The organism is Myxococcus eversor (assembly GCF_010894455.1).
Classification (GTDB): domain Bacteria; phylum Myxococcota; class Myxococcia; order Myxococcales; family Myxococcaceae; genus Myxococcus; species Myxococcus eversor.
The window spans coordinates 20,495-43,820 of record NZ_JAAIXY010000004.1 but is presented as its reverse complement, the minus strand read 5'-3'; the positions used below and the strand labels follow the sequence as shown (position 1 = coordinate 43,820).

General features: G+C 68.3%; 22 protein-coding genes. 12 read left to right on the top strand and 10 right to left on the bottom strand.

Annotated features, from left to right (window positions below; all coding sequences use genetic code 11):
* Nucleotides 1-24 precede the first annotated feature (24 nt).
* Complete coding sequence (locus G4D83_RS09630; RefSeq protein ID WP_163864409.1) at nucleotides 25-633, bottom strand: hypothetical protein; 609 nt, start codon at nucleotides 631-633, stop codon at nucleotides 25-27.
* Nucleotides 634-777: 144 nt separating this feature from the next.
* Here G4D83_RS09630 and G4D83_RS09625 point away from each other — a divergent pair, with 144 nt between their 5' ends.
* Together G4D83_RS09625 and G4D83_RS09620 are read left to right on the top strand one after the other, a co-directional pair.
* Complete coding sequence (locus G4D83_RS09625) at nucleotides 778-981, top strand: hypothetical protein (RefSeq protein ID WP_163864408.1); 204 nt, start codon at nucleotides 778-780, stop codon at nucleotides 979-981.
* 127 nt (nucleotides 982-1,108) lie between these two features.
* Nucleotides 1,109-1,756 carry a DUF4349 domain-containing protein gene (locus G4D83_RS09620; protein WP_163864407.1) on the top strand — a complete coding sequence of 216 codons (648 nt, stop codon included), beginning with the start codon at nucleotides 1,109-1,111 and terminating at the stop codon, nucleotides 1,754-1,756.
* Between the two features lie 4 nt (nucleotides 1,757-1,760).
* On the opposite strand, the gene G4D83_RS09615 is transcribed toward G4D83_RS09620, so the two are convergent.
* Nucleotides 1,761-3,110, bottom strand: a complete 1,350-nt coding sequence (locus G4D83_RS09615; protein WP_163864406.1) for a sigma-54-dependent transcriptional regulator — start codon at nucleotides 3,108-3,110, stop codon at nucleotides 1,761-1,763.
* Complete coding sequence (locus G4D83_RS09610) at nucleotides 3,107-4,606, bottom strand: sensor histidine kinase (RefSeq protein ID WP_163864405.1); 1,500 nt, start codon at nucleotides 4,604-4,606, stop codon at nucleotides 3,107-3,109. Before G4D83_RS09610 ends, G4D83_RS09615 begins: the two co-directional genes overlap by 4 nt.
* Nucleotides 4,607-4,743: 137 nt before the next feature.
* Between G4D83_RS09610 and G4D83_RS09605 the strand changes: the two genes are divergently transcribed.
* From G4D83_RS09605 to G4D83_RS09565, 9 genes are all read left to right on the top strand, one after another.
* Entirely contained in the window at nucleotides 4,744-5,847 is a 1,104-nt protein-coding gene (locus G4D83_RS09605) for an efflux RND transporter periplasmic adaptor subunit (protein WP_163864404.1), read from the top strand.
* Nucleotides 5,848-5,862: 15 nt separating this feature from the next.
* The gene (locus tag G4D83_RS09600) at nucleotides 5,863-9,021 is read left to right on the top strand and encodes an efflux RND transporter permease subunit (RefSeq protein ID WP_163864403.1); all 3,159 of its coding nucleotides are present in this window, start codon (nucleotides 5,863-5,865) and stop codon (nucleotides 9,019-9,021) included.
* Complete coding sequence (locus G4D83_RS09595) at nucleotides 9,018-10,274, top strand: TolC family protein (protein ID WP_163864402.1); 1,257 nt, start codon at nucleotides 9,018-9,020, stop codon at nucleotides 10,272-10,274. Before G4D83_RS09600 ends, G4D83_RS09595 begins: the two co-directional genes overlap by 4 nt.
* Before the next feature lie 200 nt (nucleotides 10,275-10,474).
* On the top strand, nucleotides 10,475-12,025 hold the full coding sequence (locus tag G4D83_RS09590; RefSeq protein ID WP_205522602.1) for a hypothetical protein: 1,551 nt from the start codon (nucleotides 10,475-10,477) through the stop codon (nucleotides 12,023-12,025).
* Nucleotides 12,026-12,035: 10 nt separating this feature from the next.
* Entirely contained in the window at nucleotides 12,036-13,340 is a 1,305-nt protein-coding gene (locus G4D83_RS09585) for an ATP-grasp domain-containing protein (RefSeq protein WP_163864401.1), read from the top strand.
* Between the two features lie 2 nt (nucleotides 13,341-13,342).
* The gene (locus tag G4D83_RS09580; protein WP_163864400.1) at nucleotides 13,343-14,056 is read left to right on the top strand and encodes a class II glutamine amidotransferase; all 714 of its coding nucleotides are present in this window, start codon (nucleotides 13,343-13,345) and stop codon (nucleotides 14,054-14,056) included.
* A 14-nt stretch (nucleotides 14,057-14,070) separates the two neighbouring features.
* A complete protein-coding gene (locus G4D83_RS09575; RefSeq protein ID WP_163864399.1) occupies nucleotides 14,071-14,889 on the top strand; it encodes a 2OG-Fe(II)-dependent halogenase WelO5 family protein in 819 nt (272 codons plus the stop codon).
* A gap of 6 nt (nucleotides 14,890-14,895) precedes the next feature.
* Nucleotides 14,896-15,795 (top strand): EamA family transporter, encoded by a 900-nt coding sequence (locus tag G4D83_RS09570; protein ID WP_163864398.1) that lies wholly within the window; start codon nucleotides 14,896-14,898, stop codon nucleotides 15,793-15,795.
* Nucleotides 15,796-15,799: 4 nt separating this feature from the next.
* Entirely contained in the window at nucleotides 15,800-16,288 is a 489-nt protein-coding gene (locus G4D83_RS09565; RefSeq protein ID WP_163864397.1) for a YbaK/EbsC family protein, read from the top strand.
* Between the two features lie 97 nt (nucleotides 16,289-16,385).
* Here the strand turns inward: G4D83_RS09565 and G4D83_RS09560 are convergent, their stop codons facing one another.
* The 5 genes from G4D83_RS09560 to G4D83_RS09540 all read right to left on the bottom strand — a co-directional run bounded on the left by G4D83_RS09560 (nucleotide 16,386) and on the right by G4D83_RS09540 (nucleotide 19,583).
* Nucleotides 16,386-16,730, bottom strand: coding sequence for a hypothetical protein (locus G4D83_RS09560; protein WP_163864396.1), 345 nt, complete (start codon nucleotides 16,728-16,730; stop codon nucleotides 16,386-16,388).
* Between the two features lie 37 nt (nucleotides 16,731-16,767).
* Nucleotides 16,768-17,046: a hypothetical protein gene (locus G4D83_RS09555; RefSeq protein ID WP_217911429.1), complete on the bottom strand. Its 279-nt coding sequence runs from the start codon at nucleotides 17,044-17,046 to the stop codon at nucleotides 16,768-16,770.
* Between the two features lie 207 nt (nucleotides 17,047-17,253).
* Entirely contained in the window at nucleotides 17,254-17,934 is a 681-nt protein-coding gene (locus G4D83_RS09550; RefSeq protein WP_163864394.1) for a dihydrofolate reductase family protein, read from the bottom strand.
* 171 nt (nucleotides 17,935-18,105) lie between these two features.
* A complete protein-coding gene (locus G4D83_RS09545) occupies nucleotides 18,106-18,372 on the bottom strand; it encodes a hypothetical protein (protein ID WP_163864393.1) in 267 nt (88 codons plus the stop codon).
* A 68-nt stretch (nucleotides 18,373-18,440) separates the two neighbouring features.
* Nucleotides 18,441-19,583 (bottom strand): hypothetical protein, encoded by a 1,143-nt coding sequence (locus G4D83_RS09540; RefSeq protein ID WP_163864392.1) that lies wholly within the window; start codon nucleotides 19,581-19,583, stop codon nucleotides 18,441-18,443.
* Between the two features lie 318 nt (nucleotides 19,584-19,901).
* Here G4D83_RS09540 and G4D83_RS09535 point away from each other — a divergent pair, with 318 nt between their 5' ends.
* Nucleotides 19,902-22,040: a PAS domain-containing sensor histidine kinase gene (locus G4D83_RS09535; protein ID WP_163864391.1), complete on the top strand. Its 2,139-nt coding sequence runs from the start codon at nucleotides 19,902-19,904 to the stop codon at nucleotides 22,038-22,040.
* Nucleotides 22,041-22,391: 351 nt separating this feature from the next.
* Here the strand turns inward: G4D83_RS09535 and G4D83_RS09530 are convergent, their stop codons facing one another.
* Together G4D83_RS09530 and G4D83_RS09525 are read right to left on the bottom strand one after the other, a co-directional pair.
* Nucleotides 22,392-22,637, bottom strand: coding sequence for a hypothetical protein (locus G4D83_RS09530; RefSeq protein ID WP_163864390.1), 246 nt, complete (start codon nucleotides 22,635-22,637; stop codon nucleotides 22,392-22,394).
* Nucleotides 22,638-23,091: 454 nt separating this feature from the next.
* On the bottom strand, nucleotides 23,092-23,325 hold the full coding sequence (locus G4D83_RS09525) for a hypothetical protein (RefSeq protein WP_163864389.1): 234 nt from the start codon (nucleotides 23,323-23,325) through the stop codon (nucleotides 23,092-23,094).
* Between the last annotated feature and the right edge of the window lies 1 nt (nucleotide 23,326).

Below are 23,326 nucleotides of genomic sequence, written 5' to 3'. Positions count from 1 at the left end.
CGCGAAACCCAGTCTACGCGGACTTTACCGCCAATCCACGAACAACCCGACCATGGGGCCGCCCACGAAGCTCCGGCCCAGGTAGCGCCGCTTGAGTCCGAAGGGCTCGCCGTAGCCCACGGTGAAGCCCGCGGCCATCTGCTCGAACTGGTAGCCCACCTGGATGCGGCCCTCGATGATACCCACGGTGTGCTTGTCCGGAGGCGCGCCGCCGTCGAAGTGGGCGCCATAGAAGACGGGCCCGCCCGTCACCTGGAACCCCCAGTGCAGGCTGTTGGGCAGGTGGTTGCGGTAGCCCACGCCCACCTGGGCGGTGTGCTCGTAGTACGAGCCCAGGAGCGTCTCGGGCTTGCCCACCACCGGGTTCGGCATCGCGGTGCCCCACCCCAACCCACCTTCGACCAGGAAGACGAAGGCGTCCTTGCGGTCCTGGAAGAAGGCCCACTGCCACTGCACCTTCAGACGGGAGGTGAGCAGCTCATCCCGGAGCGAGGCGCCCAGGACGACGCCTCGAGGCAACCAGGCGGGCGTGGGCGAGACGTGCTCGCGTTTCGACCGGGACTTGGACTGGGCCTGGGCGGTGGAAACAAGACCCAGCGTAAAAACCAGCAGGACGAAGAGCTTGCGGTGCATAGGAACCCTCTTCCCGCCACGGAGCGGAGCGCTTGTCAACGAAGTGTTGGGTTGGCTATGACGCGTTGGTTACCTGCGGATGGGTACGGAGCCGGGCCTTGCCTGGAGCCGCCCACCATGGGGCACCAAGGAGCGGGACACCGCATGCCAGTCGTGACAGTCCGGGCCAGCAGCAAGCAGAGCCAGAGCTCGGCGAAGTTCGACACCTTGGTCCGCAAGGCCACGGAGAAAGCCTCCGACCTGCTGGGCCAGAGTGATCGCGTGCTCGTCGTCTACGAGAAGGGGTGCGCGAGCATCTACTACGAGGGCGATGGCGTGCAGCCAGCCCCCGTCGCCCGCGTCTCCTAGCAGTCGTCGTGAGGTTCCGCTCAGGGGCCCTCTTCATCGGGGCCCCTGATGCCGGAGGATGGAACGCGGAAAAGCGCGGGGGCGTCCTGAGGAAGTTCGCGACTGTCCTCTTTTCCCAAGGAACTCCGTGCGCCCGCTCCTCCTCGTCCCCGTCCTCGCGCTCCTGGCGTGCTCCACCTCTCGACCGCACGCGCGGGCGGAGGTCAGCGACGGCCTGTCGGCGCGGGGAGGTGCCCCGGGCGCGGCCATCGAGGGGCGGTCCATCATCCATCGCGCCTCCCTGCAGGTGGAGTGCGACGAGCCGGAGAAGGGGCCCGCGCGAGCCACCGCGCTGGCGAAGACCCACGGGGGCTATGCCCAACAGGTGATGACGGAGACCGTCCTGGTGCGCATTCCGGCCGAACAGTTGGAGGGCTTCCTGGCCGCGGTGCCCGCGCTGGGCACGGTGGCGAGCAAGAGTGTCTCCGCCGAGGACGTGACGGACGCGCACCGCGACCTCAAGGTGCGCCTGGACAACCTGACACGCATCCGCGAGCGCTACCTGGAGCTGCTCCAGCGCGCGGTCACCGTCGAGGACACGCTCAAGGTGGAGAAGGAGTTGGAGCGCATCACCCTCGAATACGAGACCGTCAAGGCGCACCTGGAGGGACTGGAGGGCAACATCACCCTGTCCTCGGTGTTCCTGGACTTCAAGCGACCGGTGAGCCCCGGGCCCCTGGGCTGGGTGTTCTACGGGCTCGGCAAGGGCATCAAGTGGCTCTTCGTCTGGGACTGACGCGTCACTCCCCCAGCTTCCGGTAGAGCGTGCGGCGGTTGATGCCGAGGATGCGCGCCGCGGCGGCCTTGTTGCCACCGTGCGCGTCGACGATGCGGCGCACGTAGGCCCGCTCCACGTCCTCCAGCGGCGGCTCCTCTCCTGTCGCACGTGAGAACAGGGAGCGCATGCCCGGGTCTCCAGCGCCGGGCAGGTCGAAGTCCTCGGGCACCAGCGTGTCGTGGTCCGTCATCGCCACCGCGCGTTCGAGCAGGTTGGCCAGCTCCCTCACATTGCCGGGCCACGCGTACCCCACCAGCCTGCGCATCGCCGCCGCCGACACGCCGAGCACCTCTCGCGCCTGGACTCCGCCGAGCCGTCCCAGGAAGAAGTCCACCAGCGGGACGATGTCCTCGCGCCGCTCGCGCAGCGGAGGCACCTCCAGGCGGATGACGTTGAGGCGGTAGTAGAGGTCTGGCCGGAAGCGGCCCTCGCGCAGCAGCTCCTCCAACGGACGATTCGTCGCGGCCACCACGCGTGCGCGCACCGTGACTTCCGCGCTCGCCCCCAGGGGCCGCACCTTGCCCGTCTCCAGCGCCTGGAGGAGCTTGGCCTGGACCTCCAGGGACAGCTCGCCCACTTCATCGAGGAAGAGTGTCCCCGCCCCCGCCGCCGCGAAGACGCCGGCCCGGTCCTCGCGCGCATCGGTGAAGGCGCCGCGCCGCGCGCCGAACAACTCGCTCTCCGCGAGTCCGGGTGGAAGGGTCGCGCAGTTGAGCTGGAGGAAGGGCTCGGAGCGCCGGGCACTCGAAGCGTGGACCAGGTGCGCGAGCGCGCTCTTGCCCGTCCCCGTCTCGCCAGTGAGCAACACCGTGGAGTCCGTGCGCGCGGCGCGGCGGGCCATCTCCAACAGCTTGCGCATCGCGGGACTGCGGGCCACGAGTCCTCCCGGCGCATCCATGGGCACGGCCGCGCGCAGGCGGACGATTTCTCGTCGGAGCTGACGCTCTCGAAGGGCGCGCTCGATGGAGAGCACGAGCACGTCGATGTTGAAGGGCTTGGTGACGAAGTCGCACGCCCCGGCCTTCACCGCGGTCACCGCCAGTTCGATGCTGCCGAACGCGGTGATGAGCAGCACGAGCTGCCCCGGCTTCTCCGACAGGAGCGCCTCCAGCAACTCGGTGCCCCGCAGCTCGGGCATCTCCACATCGGAAATCACCAGGTCGAACGACTCCTCGCGAAACCGCGCGAGCGCCTCCGTCGGCGACGTGAAGCCCACCGTCGTGTAGCCACGCCCGGTCAGGCTCTCACAGAGGAAGTCCACCACTCCCGCGTCGTCATCCAGGACGAGCAGTCGCCGCTCCACCGCGCTCATGCCGCCACCTCTCCCCGCGAGTCATCGTCCGCGACTGGCAGATGCACCGTGAACTCACTGCCCGCACCCACCCGCGACGCCACCGAGACAGCACCTCCATGCTCGGCGACGATGGCCTTCACCACCGCGAGCCCCAGGCCCGTGCCACCCTGCTCGGGCCACGTGCTGAAGAACGGCTCGAAGATGCGCGACTGGCACTCCGCGTCGATGCCCACGCCCGTGTCCACCACCACCAACCTCACGCCCTCACGCTCCCGCAGCGCTGGGGCGAGCCGGAAGGCGCCTCGTGCCAGCGACACCCGCACCGTCCCACCCCGAGGCGTGGCGCGGAGCGCATTGGTCAGGAGATTCAACGCCACCTGCTGCACGCCATCGGCATCCGCCAGGACAGCGGGCAGTGACGCCTCGCTGTCGAGCGCCAGCCGCACTCCTCGCTTGCGCGCATCCAACTCCAGCAACTCCACCACCGCGCGCACCGGCACGAGCACGTCGAGCGTCTCCATCCGCGTGGGCCTCCTGCGCGTCAACTCCAGCAACTGTCGCACCGTGCGGGTGATGCGCTCGGACTGCTCCACGAGGATGCCCGCGTTGCGACGGACGTCCTCGGGCAGCTCGGTCCTCGCGGCGAGTGCCTGCGCACGTCCGCCGAGGATGAGCAGCGGAGAGCCAATCTCATGGGCCAGTCCCGCGGAGAGCTGTCCCAACGTCGCCAGCTTGTCCACGCGACGCAGGCCCGTCTCCAGGGCGATGCGCGTCTCCACCTCCGCGTCGAGCCGTCCCCTCGCCTCCGCCAGCTCCTTCATCATCGCATTGAAGGCCTGGGTGAGTTCTCCCACTTCGTCCCGCTGATACGGCTGCACGGTGGCGGAGAAGTCACCGCCGCGCACCGTGCGCATCGCGCCCGCGACACGCGCCAGGGGGCGCTGGATGTACAGCAGCACCAGCAGCCACCCCACGAGCGAGATTCCCGCGATGAGCATCAGCACCGACAGCAGCGCGCTCAGCCGCGTGGCCTGGAGGTCCTGTCGCAAGCCATCCAACGGCTTCACCACCGCCAGCGCTCCCAGCGGCGCGCCATCATCTCCGCGCAACGGGAGGACGACGGACAGATGGGAGAGGCCCTCGGGCCCCTCGAATCGACTGACCACCCTGGAGGACGCCATCACCTCGTGGATGTCCGACTCGACGAGCAGGCGCGCCTGCGTTCCGCCCCAGGAGTGGACCTTCAGCCCTCCGCGTGCGTCGAAGACCAGCACGTCCACGCTCGGGTCTCGAAGCTCCAGCGACTCGAGCATCTCCCGCACGTCCGCGGACTGGCCGTCGCGCAGCGCGTTCTCCACCGCGACCTGGAGGGCGACTCCGAGCAAGCGGGACTCGTGCTCGGACGCCCCGCGCAGGTCCGCCTCCTCGCGCTGGAGCTGCCGGTAGCCGTGGGAGCCCAGGATGACGGCGCTCGTGAGCGCCAGCCCGAGCCCGAGCTTCGTCGAGATTCTCACCGCGCCGACTGTGGCGAAAGTGCACAGATGGTTCAAGATTCACCACTCACGCCTGCTCGGGCAGCAGCCCTGATGCTCGTGATTCCAAGAGGTTGAGTCGAAGAGGCCGTGGACCAGGACTTGCCCAGGGGATGGGCATGACCCGACTTTCGTTGCTCGCCTTGCTGGCCCTCGCCGCCGGCTGTTCCGACGGGGCTCCCGCCCATGCCCCACCGGAGCGCATACCCCCAAAGCCCGCTCAGGAGGGGCTCCTCCAGATCGCCGAGGGCTCTCGCGCCTTCGTCACCACCACCGTGGTGAGCCCGGACTCCAGTGGCGCGCTGCTCCAGGCCCCCGCCCGCGTGGCCTTCCGTGACGAAGCCATCGCCCGCGTGGCCGCGCCCTTCGCGGGCCGGGTCGTCACCGTCCATGTCCGCACCGGCGACACGGTGAAGCCGGGCGATGCGTTGGTGACGCTCGACTGTCCTGAGGCGTCGTCTGCTCGCACGGCGGTGCTGACAGCGACGGCGGCCCTGCGGGAGTCCCAGCTCGCCGTCGAGCGCGAGCGCCGCATGCAGGAGCAGGGCGTGGGAATTGAACGCGAGCGGCTGGCCGCGGAGACCCGTCTGGCCGAGGCACAGGCCGAGCTCTCCCGCGCGCAGTCCGCCTCCAGCTTCGTGGGAGGAGGCACGGGCTCCACGCTCGTGCTGCGCGCGCCCATCGCCGGCACCGTGCTGTCGCGCAACGCCAGCGTGGGCGCTTCACTCCAACCAGGAGGCGAGCCACTCGTCGAAGTCGGAGACCCCTCCGCGCTTTGGGTCGTGGCCGAGGTCTTCGAGCGGGACCTGCCTCTGGTTCGCGAGGGCGCGAAGGTCCAGGTGGAGTTGCCCTCCGAGCGGGGGCCGCTGTCCGGCCAGGTCATCTCCGTGGGCACGGTCGTCACGGCGGGCTCGCGGACGGCGCCCGTGCGCATCCACCTGGACACCTCGGGCGCGGGAATGCGGCCCGGCATGTTCGGCCGCGTGCGCATCGAAGCGACGGACGCGGGAATCACCCTGCCGGCCCAGGCGGTGCTCATCCGCAATGGCAAACAACTGGTCGTCTACGTGCAACAGGACTCCCTCACCTTCGAGCGGCGCACCGTGGCGGTGGCGCAGTCGGTGGAGGGACGGGTGCGCGTCATCTCCGGCCTGTCCCCGGGAGAGAAGGTCGTCACCCAGGGCGCCCTGCTCCTCGATGGCGCGGCGGACCAGTTGCTCTGAGGCCGGGGAAAAACCATGTTGAAAGCCCTCATCGAGTCCTGCGTCAGACGACGCATCCCCGTCATCCTCATCACCCTGGCCATCGGCCTCTATGGAGTGAAGGCCTATCTGGACACGCCCGTGGAGGCGTTCCCGGACGTCACCAACCTCCAGGTCAACGTCATCGCGCAATTCCCAGGCCTCGCGCCCGAGGAGATTGAACGACAGGTGACGGTCCCCATCGAGCGTGTCCTCAACGGCACGCCGATGATGATGCAGATGCGCAGCGAGAGCCTCTTCGGCCTGTCGCTCATCTCCCTCACCTTCGACGACGCGGCGGACCCATTCAAGGCGCGCACCGTCGTCAGCGAGCGACTCGCCTCGGCGGACCTGCCGGACGGCGCGGACGTGCGGCTCGCGCCCGAGGCCACGCCGCTCGGAGAAATCTACCAGTTCCGCGTGCTGAGTGAGCGGCACACGCTCGCGGAGACGCGCTCCGAGATGGAGTGGAACATCGCGCGCCTGATGCGACAGGTGCCGGGCGTGGCGGACGTGCTCAGCTTCGGCGGCTTCCTCAAGGAGCTGCACATCCAGGTGGACCCGTCGCGACTGCTCGCCCACGACCTCACACTGGCCCAGGTCACCGAAGCGCTGGAGCGCTCGAACCGGAACGTGGGCGGCGGGTTCCTGAAACATGGAGACCAGGAGCTGCTCATCCGAGGCGTGGGCTACCTCCGCTCGCCGCGAGACGTCCAGGACATCGTCCTGAAGAGCGAGGACGGCACGCCTGTCACGGTGGGCGACGTGGCGCGCGTGGTGGCTTCGCATACGCCGCGACGCGGAACCGTGGGACATGACCTGTCCATGGACGTGGCCGAAGGCGTCGTCCTCCTGCGCCGAGGCGAGAACCCGAGCGCGGTGCTGGAAGGTGTCCACGCGAAGGTGAAGGAACTGAACGAGAGCGTGCTCCCCAAGGGGATGCGCATCGAGCCGTTCTATGACCGGAGCATGCTTGTCGGGCAGACGCTGTCCACGGTGCACCACAACCTGCTGCACGGCGCGCTGCTCGTCGTCGCGGTGGTGTGGCTCTTCCTGCGCAGCCTGCGCTGCTCGCTCATCGTCGCGTCCGTCATTCCGCTCGCGCTGCTCACCGCGTTCATCGGCCTCAAGGCGCTGGGACTTCCCGCCAACCTCATCTCCATGGGGGCCATCGACTTCGGCATCCTCGTGGATGGCGCGGTGGTGCTGGTGGAGAACGTGCTCCACGTGGCGGGGGCGCGGCGGCCCAAGGGACGCAAGGAGATGCTCGGCCTCATCCTCCACTCGGCGCTCGACGTGGCTCGGCCCACCTTCTTCGCGATGGCCATCATCATCGCCGCCCTCCTCCCCGTCTTCACGCTGGAGCGCGTGGAGGGACGCATCTTCCGACCGCTGTCACTGACGTACGGCTTCGCCCTCATCGGCGCGCTCGTGTTCGCCCTCACCGTGGTCCCCGCGCTCTGCGCCCTGTTGCTGCGGCCCCAGGACGCCGAGGTGAAGGAGCCGAAGCTGCTCGTCACGATGCGCGAGGCGTATGCCCGAGCCGTCCAGGGCCTGCTCGGCCGACGACGCCTGGTCTTCGCCTGCCTGGGCGCGCTGGTGCTGGGCACGGCAGTGGCCTCCACCCAGGTGGGCAGCGAGTTCCTGCCTGAGCTGGACGAAGGGGACATCCTCATCTTCGTGGAGATGCCACCCAGCATCTCGCTGGAGAAAGGCGCGGACATCCTCCTGGAGGTGCGCAAGCGCGCGCTCGCGTTCCCCGAGGTGCTGGAGACCCTCAGCGAGCAGGGCCGCCCCGAGGACGGCACGGACAACGAAGGCGTCAACATGAGCGAGACGTTCGTCCGGCTCAGGCCCACCGAGACGTGGCGCCCGGGCTGGGACAAGGAGCGGCTGGTGCGGGAGATGCGCGCCTCCCTGTCCGAGATTCCCGGCGTGGGCTTCAACTTCTCGCAGCCCATCAAGGACAACGTCGAGGAGGCCGTCAGCGGCGTGCGCGGCAAGGTGGTGCTGAAGGTGTTCGGCACGGACCTGGAGGTGATGCGCGGCACGCTGGAGGCGGCGATTGCCTCGCTCCAGGAGGTCGAGGGCGTGGTGGACCTGGGCCTCTACCGTGACTCGGACGTGCCGCAGCTCCAGGTGGTGCTGGACCGGCCGGCACTGGCCCGGGCGGGCATCGACGTCACGACAGCGCAGGACGTGGTGGAGACGGCGCTCAGCGGCCGGGTGGTGACGGAGCTGTGGGAGCAGGAGCGCCCCGTTCCCGTGCGCGTGAAGTTCGCGCCGTCGGAGGGCGAGAACGAGGAGCGCATCGGCAACATCCTCGTGCCCACCGTCAGCGGTGGACATGTGCCCCTGCGGGAGGTGTCTCACATCGAGAAGGCCATCGGCCGCGCCAACATCAACCGCGAGGGCAACAGCCGCATGCTCGCGCTGAAATTCAACGTCGAAGGAAGGGACTTGGGCTCCACCATCCAGGAGGCGATGGAGAGCGTCGGCCGCGACGTGACGGTCCCCGATGGGAACTTCCTGGTGTGGGGCGGCGAGTTCGAGAACCAGCAACGGGCGCTCGGGCGACTGGCCGTCATCGTGCCCATCTCCTTCGTCGTCGTCTTCGCCCTGCTCTATGCCGCGCTGGGCTCGCTGCGCAGCGCCACCGCCGTCCTGGGCGTGGCTCCGTTCGCCATGTGCGGAGGCGTCTTCGCGCTGGCCCTCAGTGGCATCCCCCTGTCGGTCAGCGCGGCGGTGGGCTTCATCACCTTGCTGGGTCAGGTGTGTCTGGCCTCCCTGCTGGTGGTGAGCGCCGTGGATGAACGCAGACGCGCCGGAGAAGCACTGGCCTCCGCCCTGCCCTCGGGTGCGGCGAGCCGGTTCCGCGCGGTGCTCATGACGGCGATGCTCGCCATGCTGGGCCTGATGCCCGCCGCGCTCTCCCAGGGCGTGGGCAGCGAGACGCAGCGCCCGTTCGCCGTCGTCATCATCGGTGGATTGGTGACCACGGTGCTGGTGACGCTGTTCGCGCTGCCAGCCTTGTACAGCGTCCTCGCGAGCAAGACGTCTGGCACGACAGCGGAGCCAGAGGAAGACCTGGTCCATCTGCCCGACAACCCGCACGAAGACAGGAAGGAGCACCCGGTGGAGGTGGCGGCGGCATGAAGCACTTCATTGCATTCGGTGTCTTGTGGATGGTCCTCAATACCGGCGGCGCGCGGGCCCAGGACCCGCGCCTTCCGGAGTCCGTCACCCTCGAGGAAGCCCTGAGCTTGCTGGCCGAGCACAGTCCGTGGACAGCCGCGGAGCGGGCGCGTGTAGACGTGGCCGCGGCGGAGCGAGTCACGGCGGGCATGCTGCCCAATCCGTCGCTCAGCTACGGCGGACAGCGTCTGGCCTCGGGCGCCAATACCGGCGCGGTGTCCCAGCACCAGCTCACCTTGGAGCAACCGCTGCTCCTCTTCGGACAGCGAGGCGTTCGCCGCGAGGTGGCGGACCTGGGCGTGAAGGCCGAACAGGCGCGAGTGGCCTCATCCCTCGCGGAGCGGACGCTGGCGGTGCGCGCGGCCTTCGCGGCGCTGCTGGCGCGACAGGAGTCGCTGCGCATCCTGGAGGAGAACCAGACGGACCTGGGCGGCGTGGAGCAGGTCGTCCGGGGACGGGCCTCCGCCGGTGAGACCAGTCGCTACGACGTGGAGCGCATCGGCGTCGAGAGTCGCTCACTGGAAGTCGAGGTGCGGAACGCGCGGGCGGATGTCGAGGATGCTGCCGGACAGCTCGCGAGCCTGCTCGGCTTTCCCCAGTGGAGTCCTCGTGCACGGGGGACCTTGGGGAACACCCACGCGATGCCTGACCTGGAGCGCCTGTGGGAACAGGCTCGGGAGCACCGACCGTCGCTCGTCGCGGTTCGCGAGCGACAGGCCATGGCTCGGGGCAGCCTCTCCCTGGCGCGCCGTGAGCGGCTTCCCGTGCCCTCCCTGGCCGCGGGCACCTTGCTGACTCGTCGGGAGAACAGTGTGTCGGTGTACCTGGGCCTGTCATTGCCGGTGCCGCTGTTCGACCGCAACCAGGGCGCGATTGCCCGGGCTTCGGCTGAAGTGGACGCGGAGTCACGTGCACTGGACGCGGAGGTCGCCGAGGCGCGAGCGGAGCTGGCCCGCGCCCATGCGGTCCTTTCGGGCCGGAGCCAGGCCCTCGCCACGCTGGAGCACGAGGTGGTGGAGCGGCTCCCCATTCTCAGGAAGATGGCGGAGGACGCATATCGCGAAGGACGCGGGAGCATCCTGGAGCTGCTCGACGCGCTCCGCTCCTTGAAGGACCTGCGGCTGCTGCACCTGCGTCAGCAGGAGGCCGTTCAGCAGGCGGAAGCGGCGGTGTTGTTCGCCTCGGGACTGGAGACCCTCTCACCCTCCCGCTGAAAGGCCCGCAGTGCTCCGCGAGGTGCGGGCTGAGACCTCGCGGGGCACTCCCACTTGAAGGACAATCCCAGACACACAAAGCCTGTCACCGAGCACACAGACAGTCACCCTCGCGCACGCCACGTTTCCCATGCATTGACCATTTCCCTGGGTATTCATGTGCCCCGGCCTTCAAAGCCGTACACAAGGGGGAATGCCTCATGCAAGTCGTTGGCGCCACGGGGCGGGCTCAGCCCGCGCACCCCGTTCATCATCTGCGCGATGAGACTTTCACGAGGCTGCGCGCCTACCTCTCCCCGGAGAACCTGGAGGGCGCCATCCGGTGTGTGACGAAGCTGTACGCGGCACTGCCAGACAAGCACGTCCTCGCCAGCAATACGCTCCTGGTGGCCTACGGTGGAGGCAAGGACAGCTCCTATACGCTGGCCTTCGTCCGCGCCATCCAGCTCATCCTCTTTCGCATCCACGGCAGCACCTTCCGGATGCGGGTGGTGACCAATCGGCATGCGGGCATGCCCCAGGCGGTGATGGAGAACATCCAACGCTGCTACCAGGCGCTCAATCTCTTCGAGGACCCCGACTGCGAGCTGCTGCTCGTCGACGGCGGCACCGTGCGCGCCTTCGACGTGGAGCTCCCGCCTCCGGAGTCCCTGGTCCGCCGCAACCGCGTGGACATCCTGATGACCGGCCACCGGACCCAGGCCGACGCGCGCCCCACCTTCTGCAATGCCTGCAACCTCAGCATGGTGAATGCCTTCGGGCTGGCGGCGGCCCATGGAGGGGGCGTCAACGTCATCGTCACGGGGGACTCGCGCCGCGAGCAGCGCACATACCTGGTCTGGGTCCATCGACTCGGTCAGCAGTTCGGGCTGGAGGGCCCCGAGGGCACGGCTCACAAGGGGTTCAAGGGCTTCCTGGGGACCATGGACGAGCTCGCCCGAGCGTACTTCCGGGACATCCATGGCGGCGATGCGACGGAGGCCATCCAGGAGCGGCGCATCGAAACGGGCGTGAGCGACAGCTTGCGCTTCTTCTCCATCTACGACGACACCGACTACGCGTCCGGGGACCACTGGGAGCTGCTCACCGGTTACCTCGGCTTCGAGTTCGATGACCTGGCGTTCAGCTTCACGGAGTCCGACTGCGCCAATCCCGCGCTGATGGCGCACCTGCGCGGACTCAAGTGCGAGCGCCTCTTCGGACGTGCCTACCGCGAGGGCATCGACGAGTACGTGCGGTTCGCCCTCTCATTGATGCACCAGAAGCAATTCCCACCGTCGCTCGTGGACAAGATGCGCGCCCGCTATTCGGATGAAGCGGCCGTCACCCGCATGCGCGAGGCCATGGACACCTTCGCCGCGCGGACCTACGGCCTGAGCGAAGCGCAGCTGGTCTGCATGGTCTACTCCCCCTTCACGGACGCCGGACGCAACCTGGAGCGCTATCTCCACGCGGAACATCCGGCGCTGTCAGCGCGAATCACTGACATCCACGCCCTCCTGCGGGCGACCCATGCACCTGCCCTCTCCGACGAGAGCAAGGCTCTGCAGAACACGCTCGAACAGGTGAGCGGCCTGGACATCGTCCAACTGAGGACGCTCTACCTGCGTCCGCTCGGAACCGGGGTGCCCCCGAGCGGAAAGAAGAATCTGCTGGGGGCAATCCTCGAGAGAGACCCGCACAAGGGCGTCATCGAAACGCGCCATTCCCCCCACGGGCCAGTGGTGCTGGAAACCCTCTCGGGCCGCTGAGGCACTGCGCATGCCCATTCAGACGACGAACTCCTCGGGCGCCTTCGTCCAGCTCGGGGCCACCCGGGATGGCCTGGACCCCTATCTCGATGCCGCTCGCAGGCGCGGCTTGCAGACCCTCCTCGTGGAGACGCCCGCCTATCTGAGCTGGCGTCAGCAACTGGGGCGCCGTCCCTTCGACCTGGAGGTGCCGGTGGAGCACCCCGCCCAGCCCGAAGAGGTCCAGCACGCCCTGGAGTCGCTGGGCGTGAAGGTGACGCTGCTGCTCGCGGGCTTCGAGCGGTATGTGGACTGCTCATTCGCGCTCGCGCCCATCCTGGAGGACAGCCCTCGCCAGCGCTGGCCCTATGGCGCGTTCAGTCCCCTGGACAAGTGGGGACAGCGCGAGGCCCTGGCCCATGCGTGCCCCGACGTACTCCAGCCGCGCCACGTCAGCTTCGAGCTGGGCTCACCCGCGGCCGCGGAGACGCTCACGCGCGTGGGCTTTCCCCTGGTGGCGAAGCCCTCCAACGGAGGCGGGGGCCTGGGCGTCTTCCTCGTCGAGAACGCGGAGCAACGAGACAGGGCGCTGCGCGCGCTGAGCACCCTGTCCAACTACGACGGTGCGCGCTTCGAGCGGGTGCTCCTCGAGGAGTTCATCGAGGGACGCGAGCACTCCATCCAGGGGCTGGCCCATGACGGTCGGGCGCTCATCCTCACCACGTGCGAGAAGCTCATCACCCGAGAATCCGCTCCGGGCACGCCGGAGCTGCGCGGCTTTCGTGAGGCCGGACACATCGCCACCCATGGAGACCGGGCGGCGCCTGCCCTGCGCGCGCTCACCCAGGCCTGTCTGGATGCCACCGGCTACCGGGAGGGCCCCTTCCACGTGGACGTCCTCCAGAATCCTCGCGGCGCCTTCTTCGTGGAGATGGGCTTCCGCCTCTCGGGAGGAGGACTCGTCGGACTGGTGGAGCGGGCCACGGGCATCAAGTGGGCGGAGCTCGTCTTCGAGACGCACCTGGGCGAGCGCACTCCCACGCTCCCACCGCCGCGTGAAGGCCCCGGAGCCTGCGTGGGACAGGTGACGTGTGCTTCCGAGGACGAGCTGCGCGAAGGCGAGGCCCTGCGCGAGAAGGGCGTGACGGTGGAGGTGCTGCGCCTCGCGGCGGGTGGGCCCGCGGCCGAGGCCAGCGCGAGCCCCCGAGCCCAGACGCTCGCCTCCGACAAGCTGCGCCACACGGGCTTCAGGGGGCGCATCGTGGTGAGCGGGACCACTCTCGACGAGGTCCGCCACCACTTGCAGGGCTGCATCGCGGCCCGACTGGGGGGATGAGCATGTGCCGACTCATCCTCGCCTCGGGCCGCTTCGACACGCGGGCCATCATCAACGCGGCCGTCGCCATGGGAGAAGGGCGCACGGCGGACCATGAGAGTCCGTTCCGCTGTCACCCCAACGGCTGGGGCGCGGTGTGGCGTCAGGCGGGAGCGCCCCATGGCCTGGCACTTCACCGGGACCCGAGCACCCTGTCTTCCGAACGGGCGCGGGCCTGCGGAGCCTGGGACACCGAAACGGATTTCCTGGCGGTGCACGTGCGGCACGCCACCGTCCCACGCAACGCGGGCCTGGAGTTCACCCATCCCCTGGAGCGCCATGGCCAGGCCGGGCCCTGGTACTTCATGCACAACGGCTACCTGCCCACCGTGCACACGCTGCTGGGGCTCGCGGAGTCACGCTTCGACTCGGCGGAGTACTTCGACTACGTCGTGGACGCGCGGAGGGACACGCTGGACCCCGGCGCCACGCTGGCGAAGCTGCGGGCCATTCCGCCGGGCGGCTCGTCGGGCAATGCCATCGCGGTGTCTCCCCGTCGGGCGTACCTCCTCCACTACACTCCCGCGACGACGCCCTACCCTCGCTACTTCAACATGCGGCGGCTGATGGGGCCGGGCTTCTGCGTTTTCGCCTCGGAAATCATCCCGTCACTCGCCCCGGCGGAGCGGTGGGAGACATTGCCTCCCGAGCAGGTCATCGAGGTTCCCCTTTCTTGAAGGTGGGTGGAAACATGACGACAGGACCGACTGGCGACTGGGGCAGCGTGGTTCACCACGTGGGGCAAGGGCAGACGCTCGGGCCCGAGGTGCTCGGCCAGCTCGTACGAGGAGACGTCAGCGTCGTCGTCTTGAGGGACTTGCTCCCCCGGGAGACGTTCGACAGTCATTGCCAGCGCATCAAGGGCCAGTTCGCGCGCGCCACCACCACCCGCTATGTCAATGGCGCGCTCACCACCATTGGCCCCTATCTGGCCCGCTTCCTTCCCGACCCGGAGCCGTACTTCCGGGAGGCGGAGCAGACCCACGACCTCTTCCGGGAGCTGGGGTTCGACCTGTCCACCCGCGTGAGAGGGCGGCTGAAGGAGACGCTCGGCTTGCGCGCCTTCGAGCCCGCCCGCGAGCCGGATGGGCGCCCCTATGCCGAGTGCATCGTGCGCATCCATGCCGACGGCGTGCGCAACCCCTTGCACAACGACAACATCATGCGGGACGCGGCCTCCCTGGGAATGAAGGTCTCCCAGCTCAGACACCAGCTCAGCTGCGTGGTGTGCCTCCAGGAGTGTGACGCGGGAGGAGAGCTGTACCACTACCGGAAGAAGTGGAACCCGGAAGACGAGGCCTTCAAAATCAAGGGCGGGCTGGGATACGACGAAGGGGTCGTCCAAGGCCATGCGTGCAATGTCTTCAAGCCCAGGACGGGGGACGTGTACCTGCTCAACCCCACGTACTACCATGCGATTGAACGGGTGGGCGGAGCGGACCGGCTGACGCTGGCCTTCTTCATCGGCCTCCCCAACGAGACCCTGGACGAGGCAGTGGTCTGGAGCTGAGTGCCCATGGCCTTCCGAGACATCGCCCTCGCCGTGCTGGTCGCCGCGCTGTGGGGCTTCAACTTCGTGGTCATCAAGGAGGGCCTGGACACCTTCCCGCCACTCTTCTTCTCCGCCCTGCGCTTCCTCTCGGCGGCCTTCCCGGCGGTGCTCTTCCTGCGTCGGGGGACGATTGCGTGGAGCACCCTCCTGAAGGTGGGCATCGTGCTGGGCGTGGTGAAGTACTCGCTGCTCTACCTGGGCGTGAAGCTGGGGATGCCGGCGGGACTGTCTTCCCTGGCGATTCAATCGCAGGTCATCTTCACGGCGGTCCTGTCCGCGTATGTGTTGAAGGACGCGCCCTCCGCGTGGCAACGGGTGGGGATGGGCGTGGCGCTGTCGGGCATCCTGCTGCTGGCGAGCACGCGTCAGGGCAGTGTGAGCAGGGAGGGCTTCGCGCTCGTCATCGGCGCGGCGATGGCCTGGTCGGTGGCGAACATCCTCATCAAGAAGGCGGCGGTGGACACCTTCCGGCTGATGGTGTGGATGAGCGTGGTGCCGCCGCTGCCACTGCTCGTGCTGTCGTTTCTCTTCGAGCAGGGCCAGTGGGAGGCGCTGCCTCGGCTGGGGACGTTCAAGGGGCTGGGGGCGGTGCTGTACACGGGGCTGTTGGCCACCATCGTCGCGTTCGGCATCTGGGGACATCTGTTCCGCAAGTACTCCCCCAACGTGGTGGCGCCCTTCGCGCTGCTCGTGCCTGTGTTTGGCATGGCGTCCTCCATGCTCGTGCTGGGTGAGCGACTGAGTGGGATGCACGTGGCCGCCGCGCTGCTGGTGCTCGCGGGATTGGTGCTCGTCGTGCTGGGAAAACGCCTGCCCGGACTGGGGCGGGCGCCCGCGGTTCCTCACCCCCTGACGAAAGGCTGACCCCATGACGACGGACCTGCATGACAAGCTCATCGCGCTGTTCCAGGAGCACGGGGCGAGCTTCCGCGTGGTCGAGCATGAGCCCGAGGGGCGCACGGAGCTCATCAGCCAGATTCGAGGCAACGTGCTCGCGCAGGCGGCGAAGGCGATGGTGCTGATGGTGAAGCAGGGCAAGAAGGAGCGGCGCTACTTCCTGGCCGTGGTGCCTGGAGATTGCAGGGTGGACCTTGAAGCGGTGAAGGCGCTCGGCGGGGGGACGCACGCGATGTTCGCGCCCCCACCGGTGGCCCAGGAGCTCACCGGCTGCGAGATGGGCGCCGTCCCACCGGTGTCCTTTCACCCGGACCTCAAGCTCGTGGTGGACCCGGGCCTGCTGGCGCACGAAGAGATTGTCTTCAACTCGGGCCGGCTGGACCGCTCCATCTTCGTCCAGCGAGAGGGGTTCCTGAAGGTCGCCAATCCCGAGGTGGCGGCCATCGCGCTGCGCGCCTGACTTGTGCCCGGCCCGCGTGCACCACCGGACATGAAGAAAGGCCCTGAGCTCACGAGAGAGCCCGGGGCCTCCGAGACTTCGACGCCGTCAACCGCGACTACGGATGCGAGTTGCTGCTCCAGCAGGTCGCGTGGGCATTGAGGCCACAGAAGTTGTTCGCGTAGGCATTGCACTGCCCGTACGCGACGCTCTGCGTGGCCCACATCCACTCACTGGAGCTGCGGCAGCGCCACGAACATGTGCGCGCGCCGTTCTCCCAGCCGGCACAGTTCGCGGTCCAGGACGCGCTGACCTCTCCCGGAACGCGGTCTCTCGACAGCACGGCGGACGAGGGGTCCGGTAGAGCGGCTTCCTCGGCCGTCTCCTCGGGAGCTCCGCCGCACGCGGAGAGGCACACCATGGACACCAGCGCCATCATCAAGGGATTCGTCAGCTTCTTCATGGGAGGGATTCCTGGGACGAAGAGTGGTGGGCCTGACTCAGGGGATGCTCCAGCAGACGCTGTACGGCTCCCTGCCGCAGTCGCGGCGCGCTACGTTCTCGCACTGCCCCCACGCGACGTCGTTGTAGCCATACCAGTGACGCCAGTCGTTGGCCGTGCACTTGAACGTGCAGTGCCGCGCGCCCTGGTCATATCCCTCGCAAACACCCTGCTCCGCCTCGCCGATGGGGCTCTCGGTGTCAGCCACCTCCTCCGGCGCGCCGCCGCACGCCGTCAACAGGCTTCCAAACGCCAGCCCGATAATCAGGGTCTTCATCTTCACGGGTGATTGTCCTTGGGGTGTGTGCCGGCGAGATGACCGACCCCGGGAACATAACCGGATTAAGCCGTCTTAATCAAACTACACGACTTAACAGATTTACCAGCCTGGATGGAATTCAGCCAGACAAGCCCACGCACGCTCGACCCGAAGAATGAAACAGTGACCACGCTCCCTCCTGGGGTCCAAGAACCCCAGGGCCAATCACCTGGTTGGGGGCTGTTTCGCCAGGACCCCATGCGTGGCGTGACTCGTGGCGACGTGCTCCGTGCACTGGTAGCCGAGGCTCACCATGTCGATGCCCGCGAGGAGGTGCTCGCCACGACCGAGGAGCACGGGGGAGATGGCGAGGTGGAGCTCGTCGATCAACCCCTCGGTGAGGTACTCGCGGATGGTGGCGACGCCACCACCGAGTCGGACATCCTTGCCCAGGGCCGCCTCCTTCGCGCGCTTCAGCGCGGCATGGATTCCATCGGTCACGAAGTGGAACGTCGTTCCTCCCTCCATCGTGAGCGGCTCGCGCGCATGGTGCGTGAGCACGAAGACGGGCACATGGTAGGGCGGGTTGGGTCCCCACCAGCCCTTCCAACCGTCATCGACCCAGGGGCCACGCATCGGCCCGAACATGTTGCGGCCGAGAATCCAGGCGCCGACGTTCTCGAAGCCGCGCGCGGCGAAGTCGTCATCCGGGCCAGCCCGCCCCACTTCGTCGCCGATCAGCGCCCCGGCGAAGTCGCCGTGGAGCTTCTGGAACGTCCGCGTGCCGAAGACCCACGTGTGCAGCGCGGTACCGCCGACTCCCAGCGGATTGTCCAGGTCCTGGCAGGGACCCGCGCCGTAACCATCGATTGAGATTGAGAATGCGTTGACCCGAAGCCTCGACATCCCGTCACTCCTTTCGGCACAGGCCTCGCCTGCGCCATTTGTGCTCGGCCGCCTTCCAACGTGGCGACGAACGAGCCTGGGACAGATCGACACGCCCACCGTTGTTCTGGCCGACCCGGGCTTGCCGGACAGGAACCGCGCTTCGACTCAAACGGACCTTGGGTGGGTCATTCAAGTGCTCGTCGGTGTGCCCTCTTCGGCGGCGGGCCTGTCGAGCGCGGCGATGAGCTTCTTCGCGATGCGGTCGAAGTCGAGGAGGTCGCGCGTGTCGAGCGGGGCGGACACCCGCTGCAGGGTCTGTTCAATCTTACCGTCGCGTATGCGCTGCTCGGGCGCGTCGGGAACTTCGACCACCGCAAGTGGCCGCATCTGCTGCCGGCCGCTTGCGGTTTCGTGGCGGCGTCCTTCCTGCTCGCCCGATACTTCGGCCGCTTTCACGGAGGGCTGATGTAGGGGACGTTTGCGTGGAGACGGCGGCCATCGAAGCCGCCGCCCCCTGGGGCGTATCAGGTCGTGTGGAAGGCCTTGGCGAAGAAGTTCTCCATGCGCGACTTCTCCGGCTGGATGGTGCTCGCCGGCGACGCCACGCTCGTGGCACCAGCGAGGCTGGGACGCAGGCCCGACGCGATTCCCGGCTTGATGTGGTGACGCAGGTCCACCGCCACGTCCGACTTCAGGTGGGTGCCCACGCCCGCCGCGGCATTCACGTCCGCGGCCGTCTTGAAGAAGCCATTCTCCAGCCCCACCTTGCCGCCCGCCTGCGCCGCCGCTCCCGCCACCACGCCTCCCGTGACGGAGCCGTGCAAACGGCCCAGGTGCCCGCCCGCCGTGCCGTACGCTCCCGCCGTCGCCGACGCGCCCACCTGCCCCGAGAGCATCGCCGTCGCCGTCTTCGGGTCCAGGCTCGCCACGCCTTCCGCGTAGGCATTGGCGGAGGCCCTTCCCTCGCCCTTCACGTAACCGCCCACGTGCCGGTTGAAGTCGTGGCTCGCGCTCGCCCCCACGCCCACGCCCGTCTCCGCCTTCGCCGTCAGCGCTCCGGTATACGCGTGAGAGTTCCTGTCCAGCGAATACCCCGCCTGTGCCTGGCCCTTGAAGCTGGTGGCGTCCGCGGTGAGCTGGCCGCTCGTCGTGCCGAACCGGCCCTCGTGCGTCTTCTGCAACTCGTACGCGGCGCTCGGCCCATTCACCTCGGCCTGCGCCGAGTTGTAGCGCACGCCATTGCCGCTGTAGCTCGTCGTGGACGCCTGCATCGAACCCACGTTGCCGCTCAGCTTGCCGCCGCCGTAGGTGTCCCGCTCGAAGGGCCGGCCCGGCCTGTCCACGAGCGTGTTCTGCTTCGCTCCCGCGGGCGCCGTCAGCTTGTTGTCTCCTCCGCTCACCATGATGTCCGAGGCCTGGCCCGTCGTCTTCTCCCAGGGGCTGTAGGACGGGCCTCCCTCGGGCATGCCCGGGTGCTTCACCGGCTTGGACTCCGGCGCCGTCGGCGTGCTCGCGACGGGCTTCGTCTGCGAGGGCTTCAGCGTCTGCGAAGACGGCGACGAGGCGGGCAGCGTGTTGGCTCGCGCGGGCGGCTTCGGCTTGGACGCCGTGGAGGAGGAGAAGGTCGAGGAACGGGAGGGGGACGAACCGAGGCGGCGGCTACGCATGGGAGGCTCCTCAAGCAGTGCGGCGGGTGGGGTCGGTCAGTGCGGCGATGTCCTGTCTGATTGCACCCGACATGCCACGCTCAAGTGGCCCGATGTGGCCAAGCCGCCTCCCTGATTTCAATGGGTTGGAGGCAGGGACTCGCAAGGCCAGGAGCGAGTCCTGATGTCTGCGGTCATCAGGGCCCTGACAGCAGTCATCCCCCACGAGCGGAGCGGCGATGAGCCGTGGACCGTCCGCCTGGGAACGCTGCGGCCCACGGCCCCGTGGTCGCGGTTCACCGCCGTGAGTTCACCAGGACAAGCTGGCTCACATTCGCCATGCCTCCGTCCCATCCTCCCGACTTCCAGCAGCTCTTCGAGCAGCTCCCGGGCGCATACCTCGCCATCCTGCCGGACGCGGACTTCACCCTCGTGGCGGTGAGCGACGCCTACCTGCGCGCCACCAGGACGACGCGCGAGGGCCTCCTCGGCCACCGCCTGGATGACGCGCATGCCGCCGGTGTCCGCGACCTGCGCGCCTCGCTGGAGCGGGCCCTGACCACGCGCGCGCCGGACACCATGGCCGTGCAGAAGCACGACCTCCAGCGACCCGAGGCCGAAGGCGGCGGCTTCGAGGAGCGCTACTGGCGTCCCCTCAACACCCCCGTCCTCTCCCCCGAGGGCGAGGTGCGCTACGTCCTCCACCGGTTGGAGGACGTGACCGACTTCGTGCGCCTGTCTCGCGAGCACACGGCGGCCCTCCTGGGGCGCACCGCGGAAATGGAAGGGGAATCGCCGCGTCGGGCCCAGGAGCTCCAGGCCGCCAACCAGGAGCTGCGCGAGGCGGTGCGTGCGCGAAACGAGTCCCTGACACTGGCCACCCAGGCACGCACGGAGGCCGAGCGCCAGCGGGAATGGCTCCAGACGGTCTTCATGCAGGCGCCCACGGGCATCGCCATCTTCCGCGGCCCCCGCTACGTCATCGAGCTGGCCAATCCCCACATGTGCCGCATCTGGGGCCGAAGTCCCGAGCAGGTGCTGGGCAAGCCTCTCTTCGAGGCGCTCTCCGAGGTCGTGGGCCAGGGCTTCGAGACGCTCCTGGATGGAGCGCTCGCCACGGGGAGTCCCTACGTCGGCCGGGAGGTCCCGGCCCGGCTGATGCGCCAGGGAGGCGGAGCCCTCGAGGAGGTGTACTTCGACTTCGTCTACGAGCCCGTCCGCGACGCCCAGGGTCCGGTGGAGGCCGTCATCGTCGTCGCCTCGGACGTGACGGAGCGGGTGCACTCGCGCCGGCGGAGGGAGGCCCTCGCCACCGAGACGCTGCGCGCCACCCAGGAGCGGCTGTTCTCCGAGCGCACGCGCACCGCGGAGGAGATGACCCGTGACGCGGCCATCCTTCAGGCCATCCTCCAGGCCATCCCGGATGCCCTGTACGTGGGCGATGCCACCGGCATCAAGCTGGCCAACGGCCCCGCGTTGGAGATGCTCGGCTTCCAGTCCCTGGAGGAGTTGAACCAGAACGTCGCCAGCCTGGGAGAGCGGCTGCGGAACCACTCCGCCGAGGACGGCCACCGGCTCACGCCCGAGGAGGAGCCCTTCATGCGAGCCTTCCGGGGGAAGGCCACCACCCAGGAGGTCCGTGCACGCCACCTGCTGACGGGCCAGGACGTGGTGGTGCGCTGCGCCGCCGCCCCGGTGTGCATCGGGGACGACATCATCGGGGCGGTCGCCGTCAACACCGACATCACCGAGCGCAAGCGCATCGAGGAGGAGCTGCGGCAGACGGCCGAGTTCCGCGAGCGATTCCTCGGCATCGTCTCCCATGATTTGCGCAGTCCGCTCGGCGCCATCCTCTTGTCCGTCAACGCGCTGATGCGTTCGGAGGAAATCATCCCGAAGCACCTGACAGCCGTGCGCCGCATCGCGCTCAGCGCGGAGCGCATGGGGCGGATGATCTCCGACCTGCTCGACTTCACGCGCGGGCGGCTGGGAGGAGGCATCCCCATCAGCCCCCGCCCCGCCAATCTGCGCGCCCTCTGTCAACAAGTCAGGGAGGAGCTGGAGATCGGCCATCCGCAGCGGGCGCTCCGGATGAGCGTCCACGAGGGCCACTTCCAGGGCGAGTGGGACGCCGACCGGCTCACGCAGCTCCTCGGCAACCTGGGCAAGAACGCGTTGGACTACAGCCCCGTGGACACTCCCGTGGACTTCGTGCTGCGCGACGAGGGAGAGCAGGTGTGCGTGGAGATTCACAACGAAGGCCCGGCGATTCCCTCGGACCTGCTCCCGCACCTCTTCGAGCCCTTCAGGAGGGCGACGGACAAGGGGCATCCGACGTCCGGCCTTGGGCTGGGGCTCTTCATCGCCCAGGAGATCGCTCGCGCGCACGGGGGGCACATCGAGGCCCGCTCCAGCCAGGAGGAAGGAACCACGTTCACCGTGTGGCTGCCGCGCTCCGTTCCCGTTTCGAGAAGCTGAGGCGGGCCGTTACACCACGGACTGGCGCCAGGAGCGAGACACATGCTCCTGTCCGTCCTGGGCGAAGCGCCGCACGGTGAGGCTCGGGCATTCCCTGGCCAGAGAGTTCCCCTGACCCTGTTTCAGACCATGTCCGAGGAGGATGCCGAAGCTCTCGTGGAGCGCCCGGCGGGCGTTGCCCTGCCCAAGGCGCTGGAGGGCTACACGCACAGCCTCATCGCTGAACTGGCGCCCCCCTCCCTATGGTGCGGGAAGCGCCGACCTGATGCGGCCATCAGCCCGCACGAGCCACCTCCAGGGTGCGACCGCCTGAGCAGCACGGCCGCACCCTTCGAGCCTCGTGAGCGACGGTCAGGTGCAGATGGCCAGACAGTCCACCAAGGTGTCGGAACACACAGCTTCCTTCGCCGGGTCGCCATTGGCGGCAGTGTGGCACCGGTTGTACGCGAGGGTGCAGGTAGAGCAGTGGACGACCTGTGCGCTCTTGTCACCCGAGTCTTCCGTCCGGAGGTCCGCCTCCGTCGCGTCGGCCTCCACCCCTCCGCAGCCAGTCATCAACGCCCCCACCGCCACCAGCACCGCAATGAATCCTCGCATTTGTCTTCTCCCTGGATGTGCCACACGTTGAACGTCATCCACTCAAGGCGGCCGACCCCACGCAATTGACGGTGACGGCGCCTCGAACCGAATACGCACCGACCCATGCAGGCTGGTCGCGAATCGCGGCATTCCCAGACATGGACGACCAACGGCTACATCCAGCGACATCTGCATGACCTCTCCCAACACCAACACGTCGCCGCGAGGGATTCGCGCGGCGATGGCGTCCTCCCGTGCTCCCTCAAGCAGATGAGGAGGAGGCGAGCGCGGGGCTTGAGGCAGCGGCCAGGAAGGAACGGATGAAAGAGAGGACACCGCGATTGGACTTACGCCGAGTTGCTCAGCAGGACGTTCGACTTCGACGTGTTCGTCTGCGTGAAGTGTGGAGGCAGGCTCAAGGGTCTTGGCTTACGTGAAGGGGCCCTCCCCCTCTACAGCACCTCCTTTCCTCTCATGCGCCGAGGCTTCGACGGGCACACGGGACTGGCCTCAGTGGCCCGGCGTCGGCATCCACGGCGATGCGCATCGCGACCGAGCGCCTCTCGACCTCGTCACAAATCCTGACCAGGGCCGGTGAGTGGCACGCCCGCCAGGCTGCCAACAGTTCGGCGAGCGTCTGCGCTTCGTCGTGCCGGGCAAAGGCGTCCGCGGCGCGCTCCAGGTGAGCGTACGCGATGTCATCCACG

Coding starts and splice junctions, on each gene's coding strand:
- G4D83_RS09575 (WP_163864399.1), top strand. CDS start 14,071: ATGACGACAGGACCGACTGGCGACTGGGGCAGCGTGGTTCACCACGTG.
- G4D83_RS09565 (WP_163864397.1), top strand. CDS start 15,800: ATGACGACGGACCTGCATGACAAGCTCATCGCGCTGTTCCAGGAGCAC.
- G4D83_RS09550 (WP_163864394.1), bottom strand. CDS start 17,934: ATGTCGAGGCTTCGGGTCAACGCATTCTCAATCTCAATCGATGGTTAC.
- G4D83_RS09570 (WP_163864398.1), top strand. CDS start 14,896: ATGGCCTTCCGAGACATCGCCCTCGCCGTGCTGGTCGCCGCGCTGTGG.
- G4D83_RS09615 (WP_163864406.1), bottom strand. CDS start 3,110: ATGAGCGCGGTGGAGCGGCGACTGCTCGTCCTGGATGACGACGCGGGA.
- G4D83_RS09580 (WP_163864400.1), top strand. CDS start 13,343: ATGTGCCGACTCATCCTCGCCTCGGGCCGCTTCGACACGCGGGCCATC.
- G4D83_RS09630 (WP_163864409.1), bottom strand. CDS start 633: ATGCACCGCAAGCTCTTCGTCCTGCTGGTTTTTACGCTGGGTCTTGTT.
- G4D83_RS09560 (WP_163864396.1), bottom strand. CDS start 16,730: ATGAAGAAGCTGACGAATCCCTTGATGATGGCGCTGGTGTCCATGGTG.
- G4D83_RS09600 (WP_163864403.1), top strand. CDS start 5,863: ATGTTGAAAGCCCTCATCGAGTCCTGCGTCAGACGACGCATCCCCGTC.
- G4D83_RS09535 (WP_163864391.1), top strand. CDS start 19,902: ATGCCTCCGTCCCATCCTCCCGACTTCCAGCAGCTCTTCGAGCAGCTC.
- G4D83_RS09530 (WP_163864390.1), bottom strand. CDS start 22,637: ATGCGAGGATTCATTGCGGTGCTGGTGGCGGTGGGGGCGTTGATGACT.
- G4D83_RS09585 (WP_163864401.1), top strand. CDS start 12,036: ATGCCCATTCAGACGACGAACTCCTCGGGCGCCTTCGTCCAGCTCGGG.
- G4D83_RS09605 (WP_163864404.1), top strand. CDS start 4,744: ATGACCCGACTTTCGTTGCTCGCCTTGCTGGCCCTCGCCGCCGGCTGT.
- G4D83_RS09590 (WP_205522602.1), top strand. CDS start 10,475: ATGCAAGTCGTTGGCGCCACGGGGCGGGCTCAGCCCGCGCACCCCGTT.
- G4D83_RS09595 (WP_163864402.1), top strand. CDS start 9,018: ATGAAGCACTTCATTGCATTCGGTGTCTTGTGGATGGTCCTCAATACC.
- G4D83_RS09625 (WP_163864408.1), top strand. CDS start 778: ATGCCAGTCGTGACAGTCCGGGCCAGCAGCAAGCAGAGCCAGAGCTCG.
- G4D83_RS09555 (WP_217911429.1), bottom strand. CDS start 17,046: ATGAAGACCCTGATTATCGGGCTGGCGTTTGGAAGCCTGTTGACGGCG.
- G4D83_RS09540 (WP_163864392.1), bottom strand. CDS start 19,583: ATGCGTAGCCGCCGCCTCGGTTCGTCCCCCTCCCGTTCCTCGACCTTC.